Origin of the sequence: Pedobacter antarcticus (assembly GCF_900112985.1) — a bacterium.
GTDB lineage: Bacteria > Bacteroidota > Bacteroidia > Sphingobacteriales > Sphingobacteriaceae > Pedobacter > Pedobacter antarcticus.
The window spans coordinates 22056-42782 of the sequence record NZ_FONS01000015.1; the positions used below are offsets into that span (position 1 = coordinate 22056).

15 protein-coding genes are annotated in these 20727 nt (G+C 41.9%); 3 read left to right on the forward strand and 12 right to left on the reverse strand.

The features are described from left to right. Positions 1 to 105: 105 nt before the first annotated feature. The 4 genes from odhB to BM192_RS19415 form a co-directional block, all read right to left on the reverse strand. Complete coding sequence (odhB, locus tag BM192_RS19400; RefSeq protein WP_037442833.1) at positions 106 to 1332, reverse strand: 2-oxoglutarate dehydrogenase complex dihydrolipoyllysine-residue succinyltransferase; 1227 nt, start codon at positions 1330 to 1332, stop codon at positions 106 to 108. A gap of 19 nt (positions 1333 to 1351) precedes the next feature. Continuing rightward, the gene (locus BM192_RS19405; RefSeq protein WP_037442835.1) at positions 1352 to 4147 is read right to left on the reverse strand and encodes a 2-oxoglutarate dehydrogenase E1 component; all 2796 of its coding nucleotides are present in this window, start codon (positions 4145 to 4147) and stop codon (positions 1352 to 1354) included. A 54-nt stretch (positions 4148 to 4201) separates the two neighbouring features. Continuing rightward, positions 4202 to 5080, reverse strand: a complete 879-nt coding sequence (locus tag BM192_RS19410; protein ID WP_037442837.1) for a MerR family transcriptional regulator — start codon at positions 5078 to 5080, stop codon at positions 4202 to 4204. A gap of 82 nt (positions 5081 to 5162) precedes the next feature. Next, positions 5163 to 6410: a deoxyribodipyrimidine photo-lyase gene (locus BM192_RS19415; protein ID WP_037442839.1), complete on the reverse strand. Its 1248-nt coding sequence runs from the start codon at positions 6408 to 6410 to the stop codon at positions 5163 to 5165. A 163-nt stretch (positions 6411 to 6573) separates the two neighbouring features. Here BM192_RS19415 and BM192_RS19420 point away from each other — a divergent pair, with 163 nt between their 5' ends. Both BM192_RS19420 and BM192_RS19425 read left to right on the forward strand, forming a co-directional pair. Beyond that, positions 6574 to 7488, forward strand: a complete 915-nt coding sequence (locus BM192_RS19420; protein WP_037442841.1) for a TIGR01777 family oxidoreductase — start codon at positions 6574 to 6576, stop codon at positions 7486 to 7488. 55 nt (positions 7489 to 7543) lie between these two features. Then, positions 7544 to 8851 (forward strand): cryptochrome/photolyase family protein, encoded by a 1308-nt coding sequence (locus BM192_RS19425; protein ID WP_074964103.1) that lies wholly within the window; start codon positions 7544 to 7546, stop codon positions 8849 to 8851. A gap of 9 nt (positions 8852 to 8860) precedes the next feature. Here BM192_RS19425 and BM192_RS20675 read toward each other — a convergent pair whose 3' ends face one another. The 8 genes from BM192_RS20675 to BM192_RS19470 form a co-directional block, all read right to left on the reverse strand. Continuing rightward, a complete protein-coding gene (locus tag BM192_RS20675) occupies positions 8861 to 9763 on the reverse strand; it encodes an FKBP-type peptidyl-prolyl cis-trans isomerase (RefSeq protein ID WP_169741378.1) in 903 nt (300 codons plus the stop codon). Between the two features lie 7 nt (positions 9764 to 9770). Next, positions 9771 to 10301: an FKBP-type peptidyl-prolyl cis-trans isomerase gene (locus tag BM192_RS19440; protein WP_051760084.1), complete on the reverse strand. Its 531-nt coding sequence runs from the start codon at positions 10299 to 10301 to the stop codon at positions 9771 to 9773. A gap of 138 nt (positions 10302 to 10439) precedes the next feature. Then, positions 10440 to 12230: an acyl-CoA dehydrogenase family protein gene (locus BM192_RS19445; protein ID WP_037442843.1), complete on the reverse strand. Its 1791-nt coding sequence runs from the start codon at positions 12228 to 12230 to the stop codon at positions 10440 to 10442. Positions 12231 to 12234: 4 nt separating this feature from the next. Beyond that, positions 12235 to 13413 (reverse strand): acetyl-CoA C-acyltransferase, encoded by a 1179-nt coding sequence (locus tag BM192_RS19450; RefSeq protein ID WP_037442844.1) that lies wholly within the window; start codon positions 13411 to 13413, stop codon positions 12235 to 12237. Between the two features lie 77 nt (positions 13414 to 13490). Beyond that, positions 13491 to 15896 carry a 3-hydroxyacyl-CoA dehydrogenase/enoyl-CoA hydratase family protein gene (locus BM192_RS19455; protein WP_212611587.1) on the reverse strand — a complete coding sequence of 802 codons (2406 nt, stop codon included), beginning with the start codon at positions 15894 to 15896 and terminating at the stop codon, positions 13491 to 13493. Then, complete coding sequence (locus BM192_RS19460) at positions 15877 to 16335, reverse strand: MarR family winged helix-turn-helix transcriptional regulator (RefSeq protein WP_037442845.1); 459 nt, start codon at positions 16333 to 16335, stop codon at positions 15877 to 15879. The genes BM192_RS19455 and BM192_RS19460 overlap by 20 nt, the downstream gene beginning before the upstream one ends. A gap of 159 nt (positions 16336 to 16494) precedes the next feature. Continuing rightward, positions 16495 to 17811 carry a DUF6089 family protein gene (locus tag BM192_RS19465; RefSeq protein ID WP_037442850.1) on the reverse strand — a complete coding sequence of 439 codons (1317 nt, stop codon included), beginning with the start codon at positions 17809 to 17811 and terminating at the stop codon, positions 16495 to 16497. A gap of 121 nt (positions 17812 to 17932) precedes the next feature. Further along, on the reverse strand, positions 17933 to 19720 hold the full coding sequence (locus tag BM192_RS19470) for an AMP-dependent synthetase/ligase (protein ID WP_037442846.1): 1788 nt from the start codon (positions 19718 to 19720) through the stop codon (positions 17933 to 17935). 271 nt (positions 19721 to 19991) lie between these two features. Here BM192_RS19470 and BM192_RS19475 point away from each other — a divergent pair, with 271 nt between their 5' ends. Then, positions 19992 to 20471, forward strand: coding sequence for a hypothetical protein (locus BM192_RS19475; protein ID WP_037442847.1), 480 nt, complete (start codon positions 19992 to 19994; stop codon positions 20469 to 20471). The last annotated feature ends 256 nt before the right edge of the window (positions 20472 to 20727 follow it).

Here is a 20727-nt window from a genome sequence, read left to right on the forward strand (position 1 = left end):
AAATCATACATTTCAATCTGAAAATTTTGAATATTCCCCGAAAAAGAGCACAATAAAAAAGGTCTGCTCATGAATATGAACAGACCTTTTTATGAGTGATTAATATTAAACCCCTAAAAGCAAACGAGCAGGATCTTCCAATAATTGTTTTACACGAACTAAGAATCCTACAGATTCTCTGCCGTCAATAATCCGGTGATCATACGATAAAGCCAGGTACATCATTGGACGTACAACTACTTCACCTTTCTCTGCAATTGGTCTTTCAATAATATTGTGCATCCCTAAGATCGCAGATTGCGGAGCATTAATAATTGGCGTTGACATCATTGAGCCAAATACACCACCATTGGTGATTGTAAAAGTACCACCAGTCATTTCCTCGATAGATAATTTGCTATCGCGGGCTTTAGTAGCCAGCTCAATCACAGATTTTTCAATCTCAGCCAGGCTAAGGCTTTCTGCATTTCTGATAATCGGAACAACCAGACCTTTCGGTGCGGAAACTGCAATTGAAATATCTACAAAATCATTGTAAATGATACCATCTCCGTCAATACGCGCATTAACCGCAGGGAAATCTTTCATTGCTTCACACACTGCTTTCGTAAAGAAACTCATGAAGCCTAAACCTACACCATGTTTCTCTTTGAATTTATCTTTATATTTTCCGCGCAGGTCCATGATCGGCTTCATGTTAACTTCGTTAAAAGTCGTTAACATCGCTGTTTCATTTTTCACTGCAACAAGGCGTTTTGCCACTGTTTTACGTAATGGAGACATTTTCTCTCTACGCTCATTTCTTGAGCCAGGCGCAGCAGCAGCAACTGGTGCAGCAGCAGCAGGAGCTTTAGCGGCAGCAGCTGGTTTTTCTGCTTTTAATGCATCTTCTTTAGTAATACGGCCGTCAACACCAGTACCTTTCACAGCACCCGCATCAACACCCTTTTCAGCCAGGATTTTCCCTGCTGCAGGTGAAGGCGTTCCCGTAGCATAATTCTCTCCGGAACGTTCTGCCACAGCAGCAGGCTGCTGTGCATCATTTGATACTGCTTTCTCTTCAGCTGGTGCAGCTTCTTTAGCTTTAGGGGCAGCTCCACCATCTTCAATACTACAAACTACTGCTCCTATAGCCAATGTATCGCCTTCGCTAGCCACTGTTTTTAAAGTTCCGGCTTGTTCAGCAGTAAGTTCAAAAGTTGCTTTATCTGACTCCAGTTCAGCAATAACCTCATCCATTTCTACAGCATCACCATCATTTTTCACCCAACGGGATAAAACAACTTCGGTAATTGATTCGCCTACTGGCGGAACTTTTATTTCTAGACTCATAATTGTTGTATTATATTTTCTAATCTACGTTATAAACTTTACTCACTGATTTTTTAGCGATTTTTTTGTCTTCTGAACTTACAGGCAGCTCAAAAGCTTTAGCTAAAATATAAGCCTGCTGATCTGCGTGTTGTTTAGCATAACCAGTAGCTGTACTGCTGCTTTCTTTTCTTGAAATCACCTCAATATCATTGAAAGCTGTTTTCCTGGTTTTACGCAACAGGTATGGCCACGCTCCCATATTTTCAGGTTCTTCCTGTACCCATACAGCATCATTTGCATTTTTATAACCCTTGAAGATTTCTTCCATCTGCCCCAGAGGCGTAGGGTATAATTGTTCTACACGTACGATTGCGACATCTTTGATCCCTTCTTTTTGCTGTTTTTCAAGCAATTCATAGTAGATCTTGCCACTGCAGTACAATACTCTTTTAACGTCATCTGCTTTCACATTTGCATCGTTAATAACCTCTTTGAATTTTCCATTGGTAAAATCTTCCAGCGGGGAAACACATAAAGGATGACGCAGCAGGCTTTTCGGTGTAAACACAATTAAAGGCTTTCTGAAATCACGGCTAAACTGGCGACGGATTGCATGGAAGAAATTGGCAGGAGTAGTACAGTTAGTTACCTGCATATTGTAATCAGCACAAAGTTCCATAAAACGCTCTATCCTTGCAGAAGAGTGCTCAGGACCTTGTCCTTCATAACCGTGTGGCAATAACATCACTAAGCCATTCTCACGCTGCCACTTAGTCTCAGCACTTGCAATATACTGGTCAACTACAATTTGTGCTCCGTTAAAGAAATCTCCGAATTGAGCTTCCCAGATAGTCAGTGCATTTGGGTTGGCCATTGCATAACCATATTCAAAACCAAGTACGCCGTACTCAGATAAATGTGAGTTATAAATATCAAAGCTTGCCTGTTTCTCGTCCAGGTTTGCCAGTGGAATATACTCCTCTTCAGAATCTTCGAGTGTTAACACCGCATGACGGTGAGAGAATGTTCCACGCTCTACATCCTGTCCGCTTAAACGAACACGTTTACCTTCTTCCAGTAAAGTAGCGTAAGCCATTTGTTCACCCATCGCCCAGTCGAAAATGTGCGTAGAGGTAGCCATTTTATTTCTTTCACCGAAGAGCTTTTCAATTTTCTTAAAGAACTTTTTACCAGCAGGAAGTGTACTTATTTTTTTAGCGATATCAAGCAGGACACTTTTGTCAACAGCGGTATCCGGAGAAACCAGGAAGTCGTCCGCGCTTGCGATTCTCATATCAGACCAGGCGCCGGCAAATTTAACTGCCTTATAGGTTGATACAATTTCTTTAGCTTCATTTAACCGTTGCTGCAAAATTCCACGGAATTCAACTTCCATTTCTTTCGCCATTCCTGCCTCGAGTTTACCCTCGCTAATCAGCTGCTGAACATAGATATCTCTTGGGTTAGCATGCTTTTCAATAGTTTTGTATAATAACGGCTGCGTGAACTTAGGCTCATCAGACTCATTATGTCCAAATCTGCGGTAACACAGGATATCGATGAATACATCATTTTTATATTTCTGACGATATTCCATTGCCAGATTAATCGCATAAACCAAAGCTTCCGGATCATCACCATTCACATGGAAAACCGGAGAAAGGGTTACTTTAGCGATATCAGTACAATAAGTACTAGTCCGTGCATCCTTATAGTTCGTGGTAAATCCGATCTGATTGTTAATCACCAGGTGAATCGTACCACCGGTTTTGTAACCATCAAGTCCGGCCATCTGAATCACTTCATATACAATCCCCTGACCGGCAACAGAAGCATCACCATGAATCAGAATAGGTGCAATTCTAGCGTTGTCACCATCATATTTAAAATCAATTTTAGAACGGGTCATTCCTTCAACCACACCATTTACTGTTTCCAGATGCGATGGGTTCGGGCACAGACTCAGGTGGACACTCTTACCGTCATTTGTGGTTACGTCAGTTGAGTAACCCAGGTGATATTTAACATCGCCGCCAAATGGAGATTCAGCACTGTATCCTTTACCTTCAAACTCAGCAAAAATATCCTGATAAGTTTTTTGCATGATATTGGCAAGCACATTCAGTCTTCCGCGGTGGGCCATACCAATTACAAATTCCTCGATACCCAGCTCAGCACCTTTTTCAATTACAGAATCCAAAGCAGGAATCAGTGATTCAGCACCTTCCAGAGAGAATCTTTTCTGACCCAGGAATTTGGTACCTAGAAAATTCTCAAAACTTACCGCTTCATTCAGCTTTTTAAGAATTCTTCTTTTTTCTTCAATGGAGAAATTAGGCGTATTTTGTACACGCTCCATTTTCTGTTCAATCCAGTTCAGTACTTCAGGAGTACGAACAAACTTATATTCAGCACCTACAGAACCACAGTATGTTTTTTCAAGAAAAGCTACAATAGCGCTCAGCTTTGCTGCACCAATACCCAGTTCAACACCCGAATTAAAAACGGTATCCAGATCAGTCTTACTCAGACCGAAATTTTCGATATCCAGCGTAGGCAGGTGGTGACGTCTTTCCCTTACAGGATTAGTTTTAGTAAACAAATGTCCACGTTGTCTGTATCCGTTGATCAGATTCAGGACATTAACTTCCTTTAAAAAATGTTCCGGAGCTGCTTCGCTGGTCACGCCAGCCTCTGAGCTTCTTCCAAAATCAAAACCCTCAAAAAATTTCTGCCAGCCGAATTCGACAGCAGCAGGATTTTCCTTGTAAGCCTGATAAATAGAATCGATGTATTCGGCGTTTGCGCCGTTGAGATAAGATAAATTATCCATTGTTTGTGAGTTGGTATAAGTATGGCAAAATTAGGATTTTACCTTGTAAAACAGCTATAATTCTTCCAAAAATTCAACAATGTCACAAACGTTTTTCAAGGGCCTGATCTGATCATGAACAAGAATATCGAATTCAGAAATTAAACTGCCTGCAACTAAAAGAGGAATATTTAAACTGTCTAGAACCTTCTTGATTATTTTGTTGACATCTTTACCCAGATTTAAGGAGGTAAGAACGATAAATCCATAATCCGGCTTATAACCGGATATGACTTTTTTTAAATCAGCGTAAGGGATTTCCTGTCCGAGATAGAGCGTGTCCATACCGCATTTTTTTAACAGATAACGCGCAAAAAGAAGCCCGGTTTCATGCATTTCCGCTTCCGGCAGAAAGAGCAGAAATCGTTTAGGATTAGCTTTATGCGGCTTCGTCAGCTGGTCTATTTCTACGATGATCCGGTCTCGGATCAGATTGGAAGCAAAATGTTCATGAGAAGGATCGATCGCTCCGGTCTGCCACAACATTCCAACCTTTTTCATAAATGGAAAGAGCACTACGTCCATTGTATCTACCAAACCCATTTCGGCAATACATCCAGAAAGAATCTCGGCGAAAGCCTCTTCGTCATAATGCAGTGTGGCTTCCGACAAATGCAGCACCTGCGCGCTATCATTTCTATAATCAGCCTGCAGTTGCTCAACAAGGTCTCCAATCTGCTTCTTGCTCATCTTTGCAATTCTGCTGATTTTATAGCCTTTTTCGTTCAATGTCACGATATTAAGCAATTGCTTCAGATCATTTTCATCATAATAACGAATATTTGTCGGCGTTCGTTTGGGAGGGACAAGGTTATACCTGGACTCCCATGCTCTGATGGTATGAGCCTTAATCCCGATAAGTCCTTCGATGTCGCTGATAGAGTATCTCTTCACTCCTTGGACAACAAAGCATAAACAGAAAATGTTTTAAAATGAATTTTGTTGAAACAGATAATCTACTGATACGCTGTGGGGATTAGACCTGAGCCTCCAGATTCAGCATTTTCAATTGCTTATCCAGGTCATAAAGATTTTTAGCCTTGGGCTCTACTGCCCCTGAAGCAATATTTGCCCAGTTACCCCAGTTACTGGCAGGAGAATAATCCAGCAGTTTCTGTTCAAAATAAAGCACGCCTTCAATCCAGCTGATCTTCAACACATGGACCAGATAGGTAGCCACCAGGATGCGACCTGCGTTACTAATCTGACCGCTTTTGTTCAGGTTACGCATAAAACCATCAACAATTACATGCCCGGTCTTTCCCGTTTTCCAGTTTTCGAGCAGCTGTACGTACACCTGTGGATCTGACTCTGCCTGAAGATGTTCCAATTTTTCAGTATAGAAATTCACCCCATGTTTTTTCAGCATGAAACGGAAGAAATCACGGAGCAGCAGACCTTGCAATATCGCACTAAGCACCGGAGTGGCTGCTTTACCCTCTAGTGTGTTTTTTATAGCCCAGTAAACTTTCCTTGGCGAAAGGCAGCCGGTTGCCAGATAAGGTGACAGATGCGTGGAAAAGTCAGATTTCCCTGCCTGACTCCTGTTGATTTTTGCATGTACCGGAGAATCTGCGCGAAGCATCTCTTCCAGTTTCATGATCCCTGCCGCCTCTCCACCATGAATTATTTCTTCCGGGCATTCAGGAATAGCTGGCATTTCACCCCAGCTTTCAACTTCCACAAAAGAGATTTTCTCAGGGACTGCAAGACATTCTTTGACCATAGCATCACGCTCAGTTTTCTTTTTAAACTGGCCGAAAACATCTGGAATATCTTTAATTGGAAATGGCAGATCTTCCTTATTGTATAATGTATGACCAATAAAGTGTCTGAGATTAACCTTTAGCTTCCACAGATGGTCCTCTACCGATGAGGAATCGGCTGTCTCCTTATTAGATACCTCGCGGTGATGGTAGACCTCGGCAATATCGTATTGCTCCACTAATTCTGGAATACAAATTTCCGGTTGTCCGGAAACGATTAGCAAATCACCTTGGAAACGCTGAAATGATTCTCTCAATGCCTGAACACTTTCAAGTAGAAAACGCTGCCTGCACGGACCCGCATGATTACCATCGGACACCTCAGTTCCAGAAAAATCAGGATCGAAAATGTAAACAGGCAGGATACGATCTGATTTGGCAATAGCTTCCACGAGCATTTCGTTATCATGCAAGCGCAGGTCATTCCTGAACCAGACCAGTATTTTCCTCGTGTCCATTTTGTCTCGTTTAATTTAGATTAAATTCAGATTAATTCACAAAAATATAGCATTTTTATCCGAAGGACTAATATAAAAGCGAATATTTACATAAGCAAAACAATCTTAAGCCATTATTAAGCGCATTAAACAAACTTAAATTCAAGGTTTTGGTTATTCTATTATGAAGCAGCACATATTAATCACAGGCGCCACAGGGATGTTAGGCAAAAAGCTCGTTTCAGCCTTACTGGAACAAGGCCATTCCGTCTCCATTCTCAGCAGAAAACAAAAAGTTATTCCTGGGGTCAAGGTCTATCTATGGGACGTGGACAAACAAACCATTGACGAAGAATGCATTGATGCTGCGGATTGCATTATTCATCTGGCCGGAGAAAATATTGCCGGTGGAAAATGGACACCAGAGAGAAAGCATAAGTTAATTAGCAGCCGGGTAGATTCCACTCATCTCCTGTATCGCACTATTGCAACCCGGACCAACCGCATCAGCCACTTTATTTCCGCTTCTGCTGTCGGTATTTATGGAGACAGGGGTGATGAAATTCTAACTGAAGAAAGCATACCCGGAACAGGCTTTATGGCAGAATGCTGCAAAAGATGGGAGGCCTCAGTGGACAAAGGACTGGCATTAGGGATGCGTGTATCCAAAGTAAGAACCGGGGTCGTGCTGGGCAAAGAAGGAGGCGCACTGGAACCAATGGCTAAAGCGGTCCGATTTTTCGCCGGAGCGCCCTTGGGCACAGGAAAACAATGGGTTCCATGGATCCATGAAGAGGATATCGTCAATATCTATTTGCACCTGCTCGAACATCCCGGATACAGCGGCACATTAAATGCGTGCGCCCCCTACCCGGTAACAAACGCCTATCTGACCAAAGCGATTGCAAATGAATTGCACAGACCTGTCTGGCCGATTAACGTACCCGAGCGGATTTTAGAATTGCTATTAGGGGAGATGACAGCTGTAATTCTTAACAGCAACAATACCAGTGTGCAGCATCTGCTTGACACCGGCTTTAAATTTAAATATACACATCTGGAAGATGCCCTCGCTGCGATTTACAGTCAGAAACTCTAAATATTCGAAGCAGAAAGCTAACAATCCGTAATTTCGGGGCAGAATACATTAAGATATGAAGCACAAAGATAAAGTCAGCATTTGCTGGCTGCGCAGAGACCTCAGACTGGATGATCAGGCCGCATTATATAAAGCTTGCAAAGCGAAGTACCCTGTTGTCTTATACTTCATCTTCGACACCAATATTCTCGATGAACTCAGCGACCGTGCAGATCCAAGAGTCACGTTTATCTACCAGCAAGTGCAGCAGCTGAACACACAACTGCTTCCCTTCGACTCATCTGTCCGGGTTGCCTTTGGAACACCCGAGACGTGCTGGCCGGAACTACTGCAGGAGTTTGATGTTCAGGCTGTGTACACCAATCATGATTATGAACCCTATGCTGCAGAAAGAGATAGTGCACTGGCAGAATATCTAAGTTCAGAGAGTATCCCTTTTTATACATTTAAAGATCAGGTCATTTTCGAAAAAAAGGAGATTACGAAGGCTGATGGACTTCCCTACACAGTATTCACCCCCTATTTCCGGCAATGGAAGAATAAGCTTAACGACTTCTTTCTGAAAGCTTATCCCTCGATAAAATACCTGAACAATACCTATAAAAAACAGTGGCCAATTATCCAATTGGAGGAGATAGGATTTCAAACCAGCACAATGGAATTCCCCGGTACCGACTTCAGCGGCAAGCTGGCAGCATACGAAGAAAAAAGAGACTACCCTGCTGCCGATGCAACCTCACATTTAGGTCTGCATCTAAGGTTTGGAACAGTTAGTATCAGGACCGCAGCCAAAGAGGCTATTGATCAGAAAGCCGAAAAATGGCTGTCAGAATTGGCATGGCGGGATTTCTACATGATGATCATGTGGCATTTCCCTCAGACTGTAACCCAATCCTTTAAACCTGCCTACGACCGCATTAAATGGATTAATGATCCGAACGATTTTCAGGCCTGGAAAGAAGGCCGTACAGGGTATCCCATCGTAGATGCCGGTATGCGACAATTAGCACAAACCGGTTATATGCACAACCGCGTCCGGATGATTACGGCAAGCTTCCTCACCAAACACTTGTTAATCGACTGGCGCTGGGGCGAGGCCTGGTTTGCCGAAAAACTATTAGATTATGAGCTTGCAAGTAACGTGGGCGGCTGGCAATGGGCCTGCGGCTGCGGCAACGATGCAGCCCCCTATTTCCGCGTCTTCAGCCCTGAACTCCAAACCAAAAAGTTCGATCCGGACCATGCCTATATTAATCATTGGGTGCCTGAATACCAACAAAAAAAGCATGTCCAACCTATAGTCGAACATGCTTTTGCAAGAGAAAGAATTCTCCGTGTATTTAAAGCGGCGCTTAATCAGTAGCGCCGTGTATTATTTAACGTCTACGATTTCAATATCAAAATCAAGTACAGCATTAGGAGGAATTGTACCATCTGAACTACCCGGAACACCATATGCACGGTCAGAAGGAATAAGCACACGAATCTTACCACCTTTAGTGAGTTTACCAGGAATAACATCTCCCCAACCTTTAACAAATTGATCTTCTAAGCTCGATGTATAACTACCGTCTATATTTGTTTGAAATACAGTTCCATTTAAGAATCTACCCGTATAATTCATAACCAGTTCAGTGCTTTTTTTAATTGGCACCGTACCAGTTCCAGGTTGAGTGATGATATATTGTACTCTTGATGGATCTTTAACTACAGTCAGCTTATTATCAGCTACAAATAAGTTAATCTCCAGGTCATCAATATCGTGCTGATGCTTTTCCTTATACATTTTCAGATCAACAATGATAATTTCATTTGATCCGATATTCAAAGTCGTATTACCATTTTTACCGAAAGCCATGCTTGAAGGAAGAATGACCCTTGCATTTCCACCCCTGCGCAGTTTCGACATTGTTTCACGGACAGCGGTTAAACCTATCTCTCTGCCCCCTAAAGTAAAGCGGTCAGTGTAACCCAGTAAACTTAAACCAATCATATAATCGGAGTTCTTCGCAAAACTACGCCCATCAACCGTCTGGAAGTTAAAAGAGTAATAAACCGAATCTGAATTAACAACTGCTTCTCCATCACCTTCGTTCAGGATCTGGTAATAGTATCCCGAAGGATCTTTTTCTGCTTTGATATTATTTTTAGCAATATAGGCCTCAATATTACGCTCGTCTAGCGTTGCTACAGTTTCATAATCTTTCTTACAGGCAGTAAAAAAAACAGTCAGACCAATCAGGGCCAGGGTAAATCCAGATAACTTTTTAAACATTATATATTTATTTATTTTCTTCTTCTTTCTCCACTTTCGGTATAACATCAATTAACTTGATATCAAAATCAAGAATTGAGTTTATGGGCAACTTACTAACCACCCGGTTCTGATAAGCCATTTTAGAAGGAACGATCAACCTGATCTTTCCACCTTTGCGGATCATAGGTATTCCTTTCTGCCAGCCTTCGATCCCTGTATTCAACACAAATGTTGTAGCCAGAGCCGGATCAGTTGATGCAGTAGAATCAAAAAACAAAGGCTGGATGCCATCTTTAAGAAAATTTGCTTTATACTGTATTCTCAACGTGTCTACCAGCCGGAAAGCATCACCTGCACCAGCTTCTTCAATTACGTAAAAAAGTCCTTCATCAGTTCTTTTTGCCTCAATCTTGTTTTTTTCTACATATGCCTCAATCAGCTTGATATCCGTTTCCAGCTGTGCACCTTCAATATCTTCATATAGAGGATCGGTTTTACAGGCTGCGACTAAACACAGTACAACCACAAACAAACCTATAATCCTGCTTTTCAACATATCGCACAAAAATAGTCTTTTATTAGGTATAGCGCAATATTTAACCATTTTTAACAAATATGGCCGGCAGACAATGCTTACCGGCCATATCAGCCTTATAAAAATAGCTAACAAGCAAATTAAAAACTACCTGTAAGATTAATAAAAGTATTTGTTTGCTGCGATTAATTGCTGTGCAACCTGTTGACGGGCGGCTTTCACATTAAAAGGTTCCATTTTAGTAAAACGTCTCAGGCCTACCAGCATCATTCGTTGTTCATCACCTTCCGCAAAAGCCCATAAGGCTTCTTTACCAGCTTTTTGCACTGCATCTACTGCTTCTACAAAATAAATACGCATGAGGTTCAACTGACCTTCACAAGCCTCTTCGCCTTTCAAGCTTACTAGCTTTTCCGTTCTCAGTAAAGCAGATTCTGCGATATAAACATAACCTGCCATATCTGCAATATTCATTAAGATCTCCTGTTCTTTGGATAAGCTTATCATCAGCTTTTGCACAGCAGAACCAGCTACCATCAACGTCGCTTTTTTCAGGTTTTTAATAATTTTTTTCTCCGCTGCAAAAAGAGATTCATCCGGCTCAGCAAAATCTGGAATCGACATCAGTTCTGCAGCTACGGCTGTCGCAGGTGTCATCAGATCTAACTCACCTTTCATTGCTCTTTTCAGCATCATATCCACAGTCAGCAAACGATTAATCTCATTAGTACCTTCAAAAATACGATTGATCCTGGCGTCACGATAAGCCCGGTCCATTGGCGCATCTGCAGAGAATCCCATCCCGCCATAGATTTGCACACCCTCATCTACTACGTAATCCAAGGCTTCAGAACCCCATACTTTTAAGATGGCGCATTCCACGGCGAATTGCTCGGTAGATTTCAATTTTGCTTTACTCTCCTCCATACCACCGGCAACCAGTTCAGCAAAAGCGTCGTCGATATTTTGCCCGGCACGATAGTTCGCCGATTCAACCGCATAAACTTTGGAAGCCATTTCTGCCAGCTTATAGCGGATTGCGCCATATTTAGAGATCTGACGCTCAAACTGCACTCTTTCGTTAGCATAATTTATCGCTGTACTAATTACACTTTTAGAGGCTCCTATAGCCGCAGCAGCCAATTTAATACGGCCAATATTTAAGATGTTAACCGCTATTTTAAATCCATTCTGGCGCTCCGAAAGCATATTCTCCGCCGGAACTTTACAATCATTAAAGAAAACCTGACGGGTAGATGAACCCTTAATACCCATTTTATGCTCTTCAGGATTCATTGTGATACCGCCAAACTCACGTTCTACAATAAAGGCTGTCAGGTTTTTATCATCTTCAATTTTCGCGAATACAATAAAAATATCTGCAAATCCACCATTGGTAATCCACATTTTCTGACCATTGATCACATAGTGTTTTCCATCTTCTGTCAATACCGCTTTCGTCTTACCGGAATTAGCATCAGAGCCGGAGTTAGGCTCAGTAAGACAATAAGCAGCTTTCCATTCACCAGAACCCAGTTTAGGAATATATTTAGCCTTTTGTTCCTCATTTCCATAATAAAGGATAGGTAACGTACCAATACCAGTGTGCGCAGAAAGTGCTACAGCAAATGAATGTCCTGCACCGATTACATCGGCTACCAGCATAGACGTATTGAAATTCTTTCCGAATCCACCGTAGTTTTCAGGGATGGAAACACCAAGAATACCAAGTTCACCTGCCTTCGTTAACAAAGACGGCATTAATCCCTCTTCCAGTTTGTCTATCCTGTCCAGATTAGGATAAACTTCCGTATTCAGAAAATCGCGGCATGTTTGAGCAATCATCTGCTGTTCTTCATCAAATTCTTCAGGAATAAATACATCCTGGAAAGTAGTATCCTTGATCAGGAATTCTCCACCTTTTACTTTTGTTTTGTCTGTAGTTTCCATAATTTTAAAGCATTTCAAATATACCGGCAGCACCTTGTCCACTGCCCACACACATCGTTACCATACCATATTTACCGTCGCGTCGTTTCAATTCATTAAATAACTGAACCGATAATTTAGCACCTGTACAACCGAGTGGATGTCCTAAGGCTATTGCACCCCCGTTTACATTCAGCTTTGCAGTATCCAGCCCTAAGGTTCTGACAATGGCCAGAGACTGAGAAGCAAAGGCTTCGTTCAGTTCAATCAGGTCCATCTGCTCCAGCTTCATATTTGCGCGCTTTAATGCTAATGGAATAGCCTCTATAGGACCTATACCCATAATTCTTGGCGGCACACCTACCACGCCATAACTTACCAGTCTGGCAATCGGGTCGACACCAAGTTCTTTAAGCTTACTTTCAGATACAACTAACACAAAGGCAGCACCGTCAGAAGTCTGTGAAGAATTTCCTGCTGTAACGCTTCCGTCAGCTGCAAAAACAGGTTTTAGTTTAGCCAGCTTCTCCAGACTTGTATCTGCCCGGGGTCCTTCGTCTGTGTCAACCGTATAGGTTCTGGTCTTTTTTTTCATCTGACCATCCAGATATGTTTCTGACACTTCTATAGGCGCGACACCCGCTTTAAGATGTCCATTCGCAATTGCTTCCACAGCCTTACGGTGAGAATGGTAAGAGAATTCATCCTGATCTTCCCTGCTAACCTTATATTCATTGGCCACTGCCTCTGCAGTTAACCCCATTCCCCAATACCAGTCCGGATTATTTTTAGCAACTGTGGCATTCGGCACAACTTTCCATCCGCCAAATGGCATTCCGGACATTACTTCGACGCCGCCTGCAATAATACAGTCGGCCATTCCCGACCTTATTTTCGCTACAGCGGTAGCAATGGTTTCCAGCCCGGACGCACAATACCTGTTGACCGTTACCCCAGGAACCTTATCGGTATCCAATCCCATCAGCGACACCATACGACCGATATTCAGGCCCTGTTCTGCTTCAGGTGTGGCATTTCCTACAATTACATCGTCTATTTCTTCCTTATTCAGGTTTGGAACAGAAGCGACCAGTTGCCTGATTACTTCCGCAGCCAGATCGTCTGCTCTTGTAAAACGGAATACGCCACGAGGTGCTTTTCCTACTGCTGTACGTAAACCTGCTATGATATATGCTTCTTGCATGTCTTTATGTATTTAATTCCTTTTTCCACCTGCTAAGCACAGGCCTGTTCAGGATTGAAACAATCTTTTGAATTTCGTTAATTACGTAATGGCTTTCCTTTGGTAATAATACTCTGTATTCTTTCCAGTGTTTTACGTTCTGTACAAAGCGACAGAAATACTTCCCGCTCCAGGTCAAGCAAATACTGCTCGGTTACTTCAGTTGGTACAGATAAATCGCCTCCACAAAGTACATAACCCAGTTTCTCAGAAATCTTCTGATCATGAGCAGATATATAGTGTCCCGAAAACATTGTATTTGCACCCGCATAGACAATCCCCAGCCCTTGTTTACCCAGAACACGAATATCCTTACGTGGTACAGGCTTGGTATAACCTGCTTCAGCAAGTTCTATCGCTTTTGCTTTCGCATCTGCAATCAGCCTGCTTCTATTCATCGTAATTGCATATTTACCTTTCTGCAGATAACCCAATTCGTCAGCTTCAGCGGCAGAAGTAGAAACTTTAGCCATCCCAATAGTCAGAAAGCGGTCTTTTAATACATTCTGAACAATCTGATCTTCTTTAAATTCATCGGAAGCCCGCAATGCAAATTCTTTGGTACCGCCACCACCAGGAATAACGCCCACTCCAAACTCAACCAGCCCCATATAGGTTTCTGCATTAAGCTGAACAAAATCGGCATGCAGACTGAATTCACAGCCGCCGCCCAGGGTCAGATTATGCGGTGCCACTACAACCGGAATAGCAGAGTATCTGATGCGCATTGACGTATTCTGGAATAAGCGGATCGCCATATCCAGTTCTTCCCATTCCTGCTCCACAGCCATCATAAAGATCATCCCTACATTTGCGCCGGCAGAGAAATTTGCACCATCGTTGCCAATTACCAGTCCGCGGTAGTCTTTTTCTGCGAGATCAATAGCTTTATTGATCGCTTGCAAAGTATCTCCCCCAATTGTATTCATTTTGGAGTGGAACTCGACATTCAGAATCCCGTCGCCCAAATCTATAATGGAGGCACCGGCATTCTTCCAGATCGTTTTAGATTCGCGGATATTATCCAGTATAATTAATCCTTCCGTACCTGGAATAGGGAGATAAGATTTTGTTGGGATATCATAGTATTTCTTCTGCCCCTGTTCAACTTTATAAAAGGAGCTATTTCCAGCTGCCAGCATCTCCTGCACCCATTGAGCAGGCTCATGGCCGTATTGCTTCATTCCCTCTAGTGATTCCTGAATTCCGACGGCATCCCAAACCTCAAAAGGTCCCAGTTCCCAGCCAAATCCAGCACGCATCGCATCATCGATACGGTAAAGTTCATCTGAAATTTCAGGAATACGATCAGAGACATATTCAAACAGGCCAAATGACGACGTACGGAAAACTTCAGCCGCTTTGTCTTTACCATTTGCAAACACCTTCATTCTGTCACTCACCTTTTCAATAGTCTTGGTTTGTTCCAGTGTGGCAGATTTTACTTTCTGCTGCGCACGATACTCCAGTGTTTTTAAGTCTAACGCAAGGATCTCTGTCTGTCCTTCTGCATTCTTGGTTTTTTTATAGAATCCTTGCTTGGTTTTATCTCCCAGCCATTTATTCTCTTCCATTTTCACTACATATTCCGGCAGCTTGAAAAGGTCATGTGCTTTATCATCAGGGCAGTTGTCATATAAACCTTTAGCAACTTTAATCATGGTGTCCAGGCCAACAACATCAGAAGTCCTGAAGGTTGCCGATTTAGGACGCCCCATTGCCGGGCCTGTATATTTATCGACCTCCTCTACAGTAAGGTCCATCTTTTCTACCAGATGAAGTAAAGCCATGATAGAATATACACCTACCCTGTTTGCGATGAAGGCTGGAGTATCTTTACAGAGCACTGTGGTTTTACCCAAAAATTTATCACCATAATGCAAGAGAAAATCTATAAGTTCCGATTTTGTATGTCTGGTTGGAATAATTTCCAGCAGTCGCAGATACCTTGGTGGATTAAAAAAGTGAGTACCACAGAAATTGGCCTGAAAATCTTCAGATCGTCCTTCAGCCATTAAATGAATTGGAATACCAGAAGTATTTGATGTAACAAGCGTACCTGGTTTACGATGTGTTTCTACCTGTTCAAAAACCTGTTTCTTAATGTCCAGGTTTTCAACCACAACTTCAATGATCCAGTCTACAGCAGATATTTTAGCCATATCGTCGTCGAAATTACCAGTAGAAATCAACGCAGCATCCTTTTTAGTATAAAGCGGGGAAGGATTACTTTTAATCGCCTGCTGTAATGCCGTATTCACAATCCGGTTTTTTACTGACGGATGATCAAGTGCTATCCCTTTGGCTTCTTCCTCCGGAAGAAGTGTTTTCGGCGCGATATCTAACAACAATACTTCTACGCCTATATTCGCAAAGTGACAAGCAATGCGTGAACCCATAATACCGGAGCCCAAAACCGCTACTTTATTTACTTTTTTGTTCATCATTTTCTGTAGTTACTGTATATCCCAAAGTCAATTTATTCAATTTCTGCAAAGTCTGAACCAGCTGATTCTTCTCCTGTATGGCCAGATTTTTATTGAGGTAATCATTAAAAGAACGCACAACACCTTTGGCCAATTGTCTTTTCTCCCGTCCGAATTCAGTCAAAAAAACTTTAACCGATCTTTTATCCCCTACGGCTGCCTCTCTATATATTAACCCGGATTCTTCCATATTGTTGAGCATCCTGGAAAGACTGGTCGCTTTTACGCCGAGTAATGCGGCCAGCTGCGAAACGGCGGTCCCCTCTTTATCAATATTAATTAACATATAACCGATTGCCTGGGTAATCCCAAATTCAGATGCAATCTGATTATAAGTGTTTGACATATTCTGCCAGACCACCTTCAATAAATAGTCTATGGTTTCCTGTTGTTTCATGAATTACTATGCTTGCATAACAAAGCTAATTAATTAATCATTGTTTTCCAAAGAAAAAAAAACCAGTAAAACAGGCTGTTCAAACGAAAAAATCCCTACCCGAATAAACAGGTAAGGATCTTTTTATATTGTTAACCCTTCTCAGAGTTCAACGTTAAACTAGTAAAGCGTAAATTCTACTCTTCTATTTTTCTGACGGCCTGCGGCAGTTTTATTAGTTGCAATAGGCTGGTCTTTACCATAACCTGTAGCCTCAATTCTTGACGCATTTGCACCTTGAGAAACCAGGTATGCTTTTACTGATTCTGCTCTGTCTTTAGACAAGCGCATGTTCAATGCAGCTGGACCAGTACTATCTGTATGTCCTGCTAATTTCAGACTGAAGTTTTTCTCAACTAACAGTGCAGCAACACGATTTAGTGTAGTGTAAGATTTAGCTCTGATCGTAGCTTTGTTCAGGTCAAACTCAAGATCTTTTATGGCCTCTGCAACTACCTTACGGTCTGCTTCGGTAATAATCACTTTCTCTTTAACAACTGCAAAAGGACAACCAGATCCGTCTACTACCGTACCTGCCGGTGTATTAGGACATTTATCTAATCTGTCTGCAACACCATCACCATCGCTATCTTTCAACAGATCATTCATTTCGGATCTTAATTTTGCGTTGTCAGCTTTTTGCTGATCAAGATCACCTTTCAATGCATCTGCAGTTTGTTTAGCAGCTAATGCCTCATCATAAGTGGCAGCAACCGGATTATGGAAAGCTAACTGTTTACCTTTACCCAATGCAAATTCCAGACCTGCATGTGCGTAGTTAAACTTATCCTTGTTGTTGTTACGGTAAGTACCATCAAGGTTATCGCCATCAACAAAATAAACTGACCAGCCCAGATCTAAATTAACTTTATCATTCAATTTAAACTTAGCACCCAGTCCTACAGGAATAATTAACTCTGAAATAGTTTTATCACCTGCATAATCTGAAGTTCCCGCAGCAGAAGTAACAGTTGGTTTGTAACCAGCCAGACCAGCACCACCGGACACGTACAATTGCACAGCATCTTGTTTTCTGAACATGTCAATATTAAACAGATTTACCTGTGCATTTAAACTTGCAGCATAAGAAAGGTCTGTTTTAAATGCACTGTTACCATCATTAATAGTAACACCACTTTTATAAGCTTCAGAATTATCTCCTTTTAATTTACCTCTGATTCCATCTAAACGCAATGAGAAATAAGGTGTAATCTGCTTTTTGATATATAACCCGTAACCTAAACTTGATTTCCAGTTCGTGAAATCGTTAGAACCACCCAGAGGTGAAATAGGTGAAAGAATTCCGGCATTCACTCCGATCGACCAGGTACTGAATTCAGGTCTTGAAACAGGAGTCGAATCCTGTGCCATTGCAGAGCCGCCAATCAGCAGGGCAGCCAAAGCTACCGGCAAAGACTTAAATAATTTTTGTTTCATAATGTTTAGTATAAGGTAAGGTATCTTTTTCGATACGTTAGCAATATCTATACCAACAATCAAAAAACTATTTTAAACATTAATTCACCTGACTGCCAGCCGATACTTTCAGGCTATCAGATTAATGATCAGTACTTTTGGGTTTATAATCTTCAGCATCAATATAAATCTGCTCAATAACATCCTTATATTTCTCCAGAATAATCTTTCTTTTCAGACTCAGTTTGGGGGTAAATTCACCAGTCTCTATACTCCAGTCTTTAGTTAACAGCGCAAACCGTTTAACCTGTTCCCATTTCCCAAAATCTGCAGAACGGGCTTCAATTTCGCTGTTGTATTTCTCAAGCACCTGCGGGTCTTTCACTATTTCTTCTTTTGAACCTGTGGCAATACCTTTTTTTCTGCACCACGCTTCCAGCGCTTCAAAATTAGGAACAATAAGCGCGGATGGAAACTTCCTATTTTCACCCAACACCATGATCTGCTCAATCAGCACAGATTCTTTATATTTATTCTCCAGCAGCTGTGGTGCCACATACTTTCCACCGGCAGTTTTAAAGATCTCTTTTTTACGGTCCGTAATTTTCAGGAACTCCCCATCAACCAGCTCCCCGATATCACCGGTATGGAACCATCCTTCCTTATCGATAGTCTCCGCCGTAAGATCCGGCCTTCCATAATACCCTTTCATAATATGATGTCCGCGTGTCAACACCTCCCCATCTTCCGCTATCTTCACTTCTACCCCATTAATTGCCGGGCCAACAGTGCCAAATTTAGTATGACCAAAATGGTTCACCGTAATCACAGGAGAAGTCTCCGTCAGTCCATAGCCTTCAAACACAGGCATACCTGCAGCCCAGAAAATCCTTGCCAACCTTGGATTAAGAGCAGCGCCCCCGGAAACAATCACAACAATCTCTCCACCGAGTGCCTCCTTCCATTTTGAAAAAACGAGCTTACGTGCAACACCCAGCTTCAGGTGATATAACCAGCTTTTATTAACCTCAAACTCCTCTCCCAATTTAACCGACCAGTAAAAAAGAGCTTTCTTCACTCCGGTTAATGCCTTTCCTTTCTCCATGATCTTATCGTAAACCTTCTCCAGCAGTCTTGGTACCGTAGAAAATCCATTAGGTTTAACGAACTGAATATCTGCAACAATAGTATCCATACTCTCCGCATAATACAGGGAAGCATCTACATAGAGATATAAATAGGTAATCATCCGCTCGAAAATATGTGACAGGGGCAAAAAGCTCAAGACTTTACCTACTTCTTTCGGAAAGATTACCGCTGAGTTCTTAAAATTCTGAACCAGATTATCATGCGTCAGCATCACACCTTTAGGGGTTCCTGTGGTACCGGAAGTATAGATCAACGTAAGTACATCTGAAGGAAGCACCGCATCCCGGTAAGTCTGCAAATCAATCTCTGCATGTGCTTTACCGGCATTAAGAAGCTCTTTCCAGTTTACTGCCCCGGGAACTTCATCAAATGTGTAAATCGCTATATCCGGATTCACAGCCTCACAAACCGGCTTCACTTTCTGATAAAGTGCTTCATCAGCGACAAATAATATGTTCACCTGCGCATTTTCGAGAATAAATTTAACATCTTGTTCCGCCAATGTTGGATATAATGGTACCTGATACGCACCGAATTGTGTAATCCCAAAATCGGTGATATTCCACTCAGGCCTGTTATGAGACATCACAGCGATTCTCGACTCCTTTTTCATCCCCAGGCTAATTAACCCCCTGCTCAGATGATCGACAGTTTCTGCAAATAAAGCGGTGCTATATTTACTCCAGCTTCCTTTTATCTTACCGCTTATAAATTCGTCTTTTGGAAAGTTCTCTAAATTGTATTGGATCAGGTCAAATACTCTGGTGACAGTTACAGGCATATATTTCGCTTTATTTGGTTACCATGAACCCCTGCCGGGAAAATGAAGATCCCCGGATGAGAGGGCTTATTCTCAAATCTAACAAAATAATCCCTCTAATAAAACCAAATTTAATTCCGAAATAATTTCATTTCCAGCATTCTCCCGCAACGGTAACTTTGACTTGTTTAAGCCCCTAAATCTTTTAAAAAAAAGACAATTAACCACCAAAACAGCTCTCCGGCATAAAAATTGCTAATAGGGTTTTTACATTCAAATTATATTATCAAACATGAAAAAACTCTTTACCATTCTTTGTTTTACAGTTATTGCAACTATTGCCATACACGCTTCCGCACAGGCTCAGAGCTATAAAAATGCGATCGGTGGACGCTTCGGAGCTGCTAATGGTATAACTTTCAAAACATCACTGGGTGATAACAAAATGCTTGACCTGATAGCAAACTTCCGTTCTCACGACAATTATAATTATTTCCGCGTAACGGCTTTATATGAGGTTTATATGCCTATCGCCAACGCTCCAGGCCTGAACTGGTATTATGGTGGTGGTGGTTCCATCGGTACAGCAAAATACAAACCGACGCATTCCAGTGATCTTTATCTTGCTGCTGACGGTGTGCTTGGTTTGGATTACAAATTTGCAAATGCTCCCTTGAATTTATCTCTGGACTGGAAACCGGCTATTCAGCTGGCTCCGGATACAAACTTTGATGCGTCGGGGGTCGGTTTGTCATTTAGATTTACCTTCTAAAAAGAAGTCAATGAAATTAAGACACCTTTCGGGGTATTTTTTTATGAAAAAAAATGATGAAAACTATAACAGTCTCGGCCGGCACCTGCTTGCTTCGCGCACAGCTGATGCCTTCGCCTGTAAGTTTTCATCATTTTTTTCAAGGAATCCCCCGTGTGTTGTGGCTTGATTAGATTTACTTGTATTTTTTATCAGGAAAATCTGGCTTCCTGGTCCGGGAGTGGGTAGGTTTTTTGTTTAGCGCAGGAACAAGGGA

Coding starts and splice junctions, on each gene's coding strand:
- odhB (WP_037442833.1), bottom strand. CDS start 1,332: ATGAGTCTAGAAATAAAAGTTCCGCCAGTAGGCGAATCAATTACCGAA.
- BM192_RS19405 (WP_037442835.1), bottom strand. CDS start 4,147: ATGGATAATTTATCTTATCTCAACGGCGCAAACGCCGAATACATCGAT.
- BM192_RS19415 (WP_037442839.1), bottom strand. CDS start 6,410: ATGGACACGAGGAAAATACTGGTCTGGTTCAGGAATGACCTGCGCTTG.
- BM192_RS19420 (WP_037442841.1), top strand. CDS start 6,574: ATGAAGCAGCACATATTAATCACAGGCGCCACAGGGATGTTAGGCAAA.
- BM192_RS19425 (WP_074964103.1), top strand. CDS start 7,544: ATGAAGCACAAAGATAAAGTCAGCATTTGCTGGCTGCGCAGAGACCTC.
- BM192_RS20675 (WP_169741378.1), bottom strand. CDS start 9,763: ATGTTTAAAAAGTTATCTGGATTTACCCTGGCCCTGATTGGTCTGACT.
- BM192_RS19440 (WP_051760084.1), bottom strand. CDS start 10,301: ATGTTGAAAAGCAGGATTATAGGTTTGTTTGTGGTTGTACTGTGTTTA.
- BM192_RS19445 (WP_037442843.1), bottom strand. CDS start 12,230: ATGGAAACTACAGACAAAACAAAAGTAAAAGGTGGAGAATTCCTGATC.
- BM192_RS19450 (WP_037442844.1), bottom strand. CDS start 13,413: ATGCAAGAAGCATATATCATAGCAGGTTTACGTACAGCAGTAGGAAAA.
- BM192_RS19455 (WP_212611587.1), bottom strand. CDS start 15,896: ATGAACAAAAAAGTAAATAAAGTAGCGGTTTTGGGCTCCGGTATTATG.
- BM192_RS19460 (WP_037442845.1), bottom strand. CDS start 16,335: ATGAAACAACAGGAAACCATAGACTATTTATTGAAGGTGGTCTGGCAG.
- BM192_RS19465 (WP_037442850.1), bottom strand. CDS start 17,811: ATGAAACAAAAATTATTTAAGTCTTTGCCGGTAGCTTTGGCTGCCCTG.
- BM192_RS19470 (WP_037442846.1), bottom strand. CDS start 19,720: ATGCCTGTAACTGTCACCAGAGTATTTGACCTGATCCAATACAATTTA.
- BM192_RS19475 (WP_037442847.1), top strand. CDS start 19,992: ATGAAAAAACTCTTTACCATTCTTTGTTTTACAGTTATTGCAACTATT.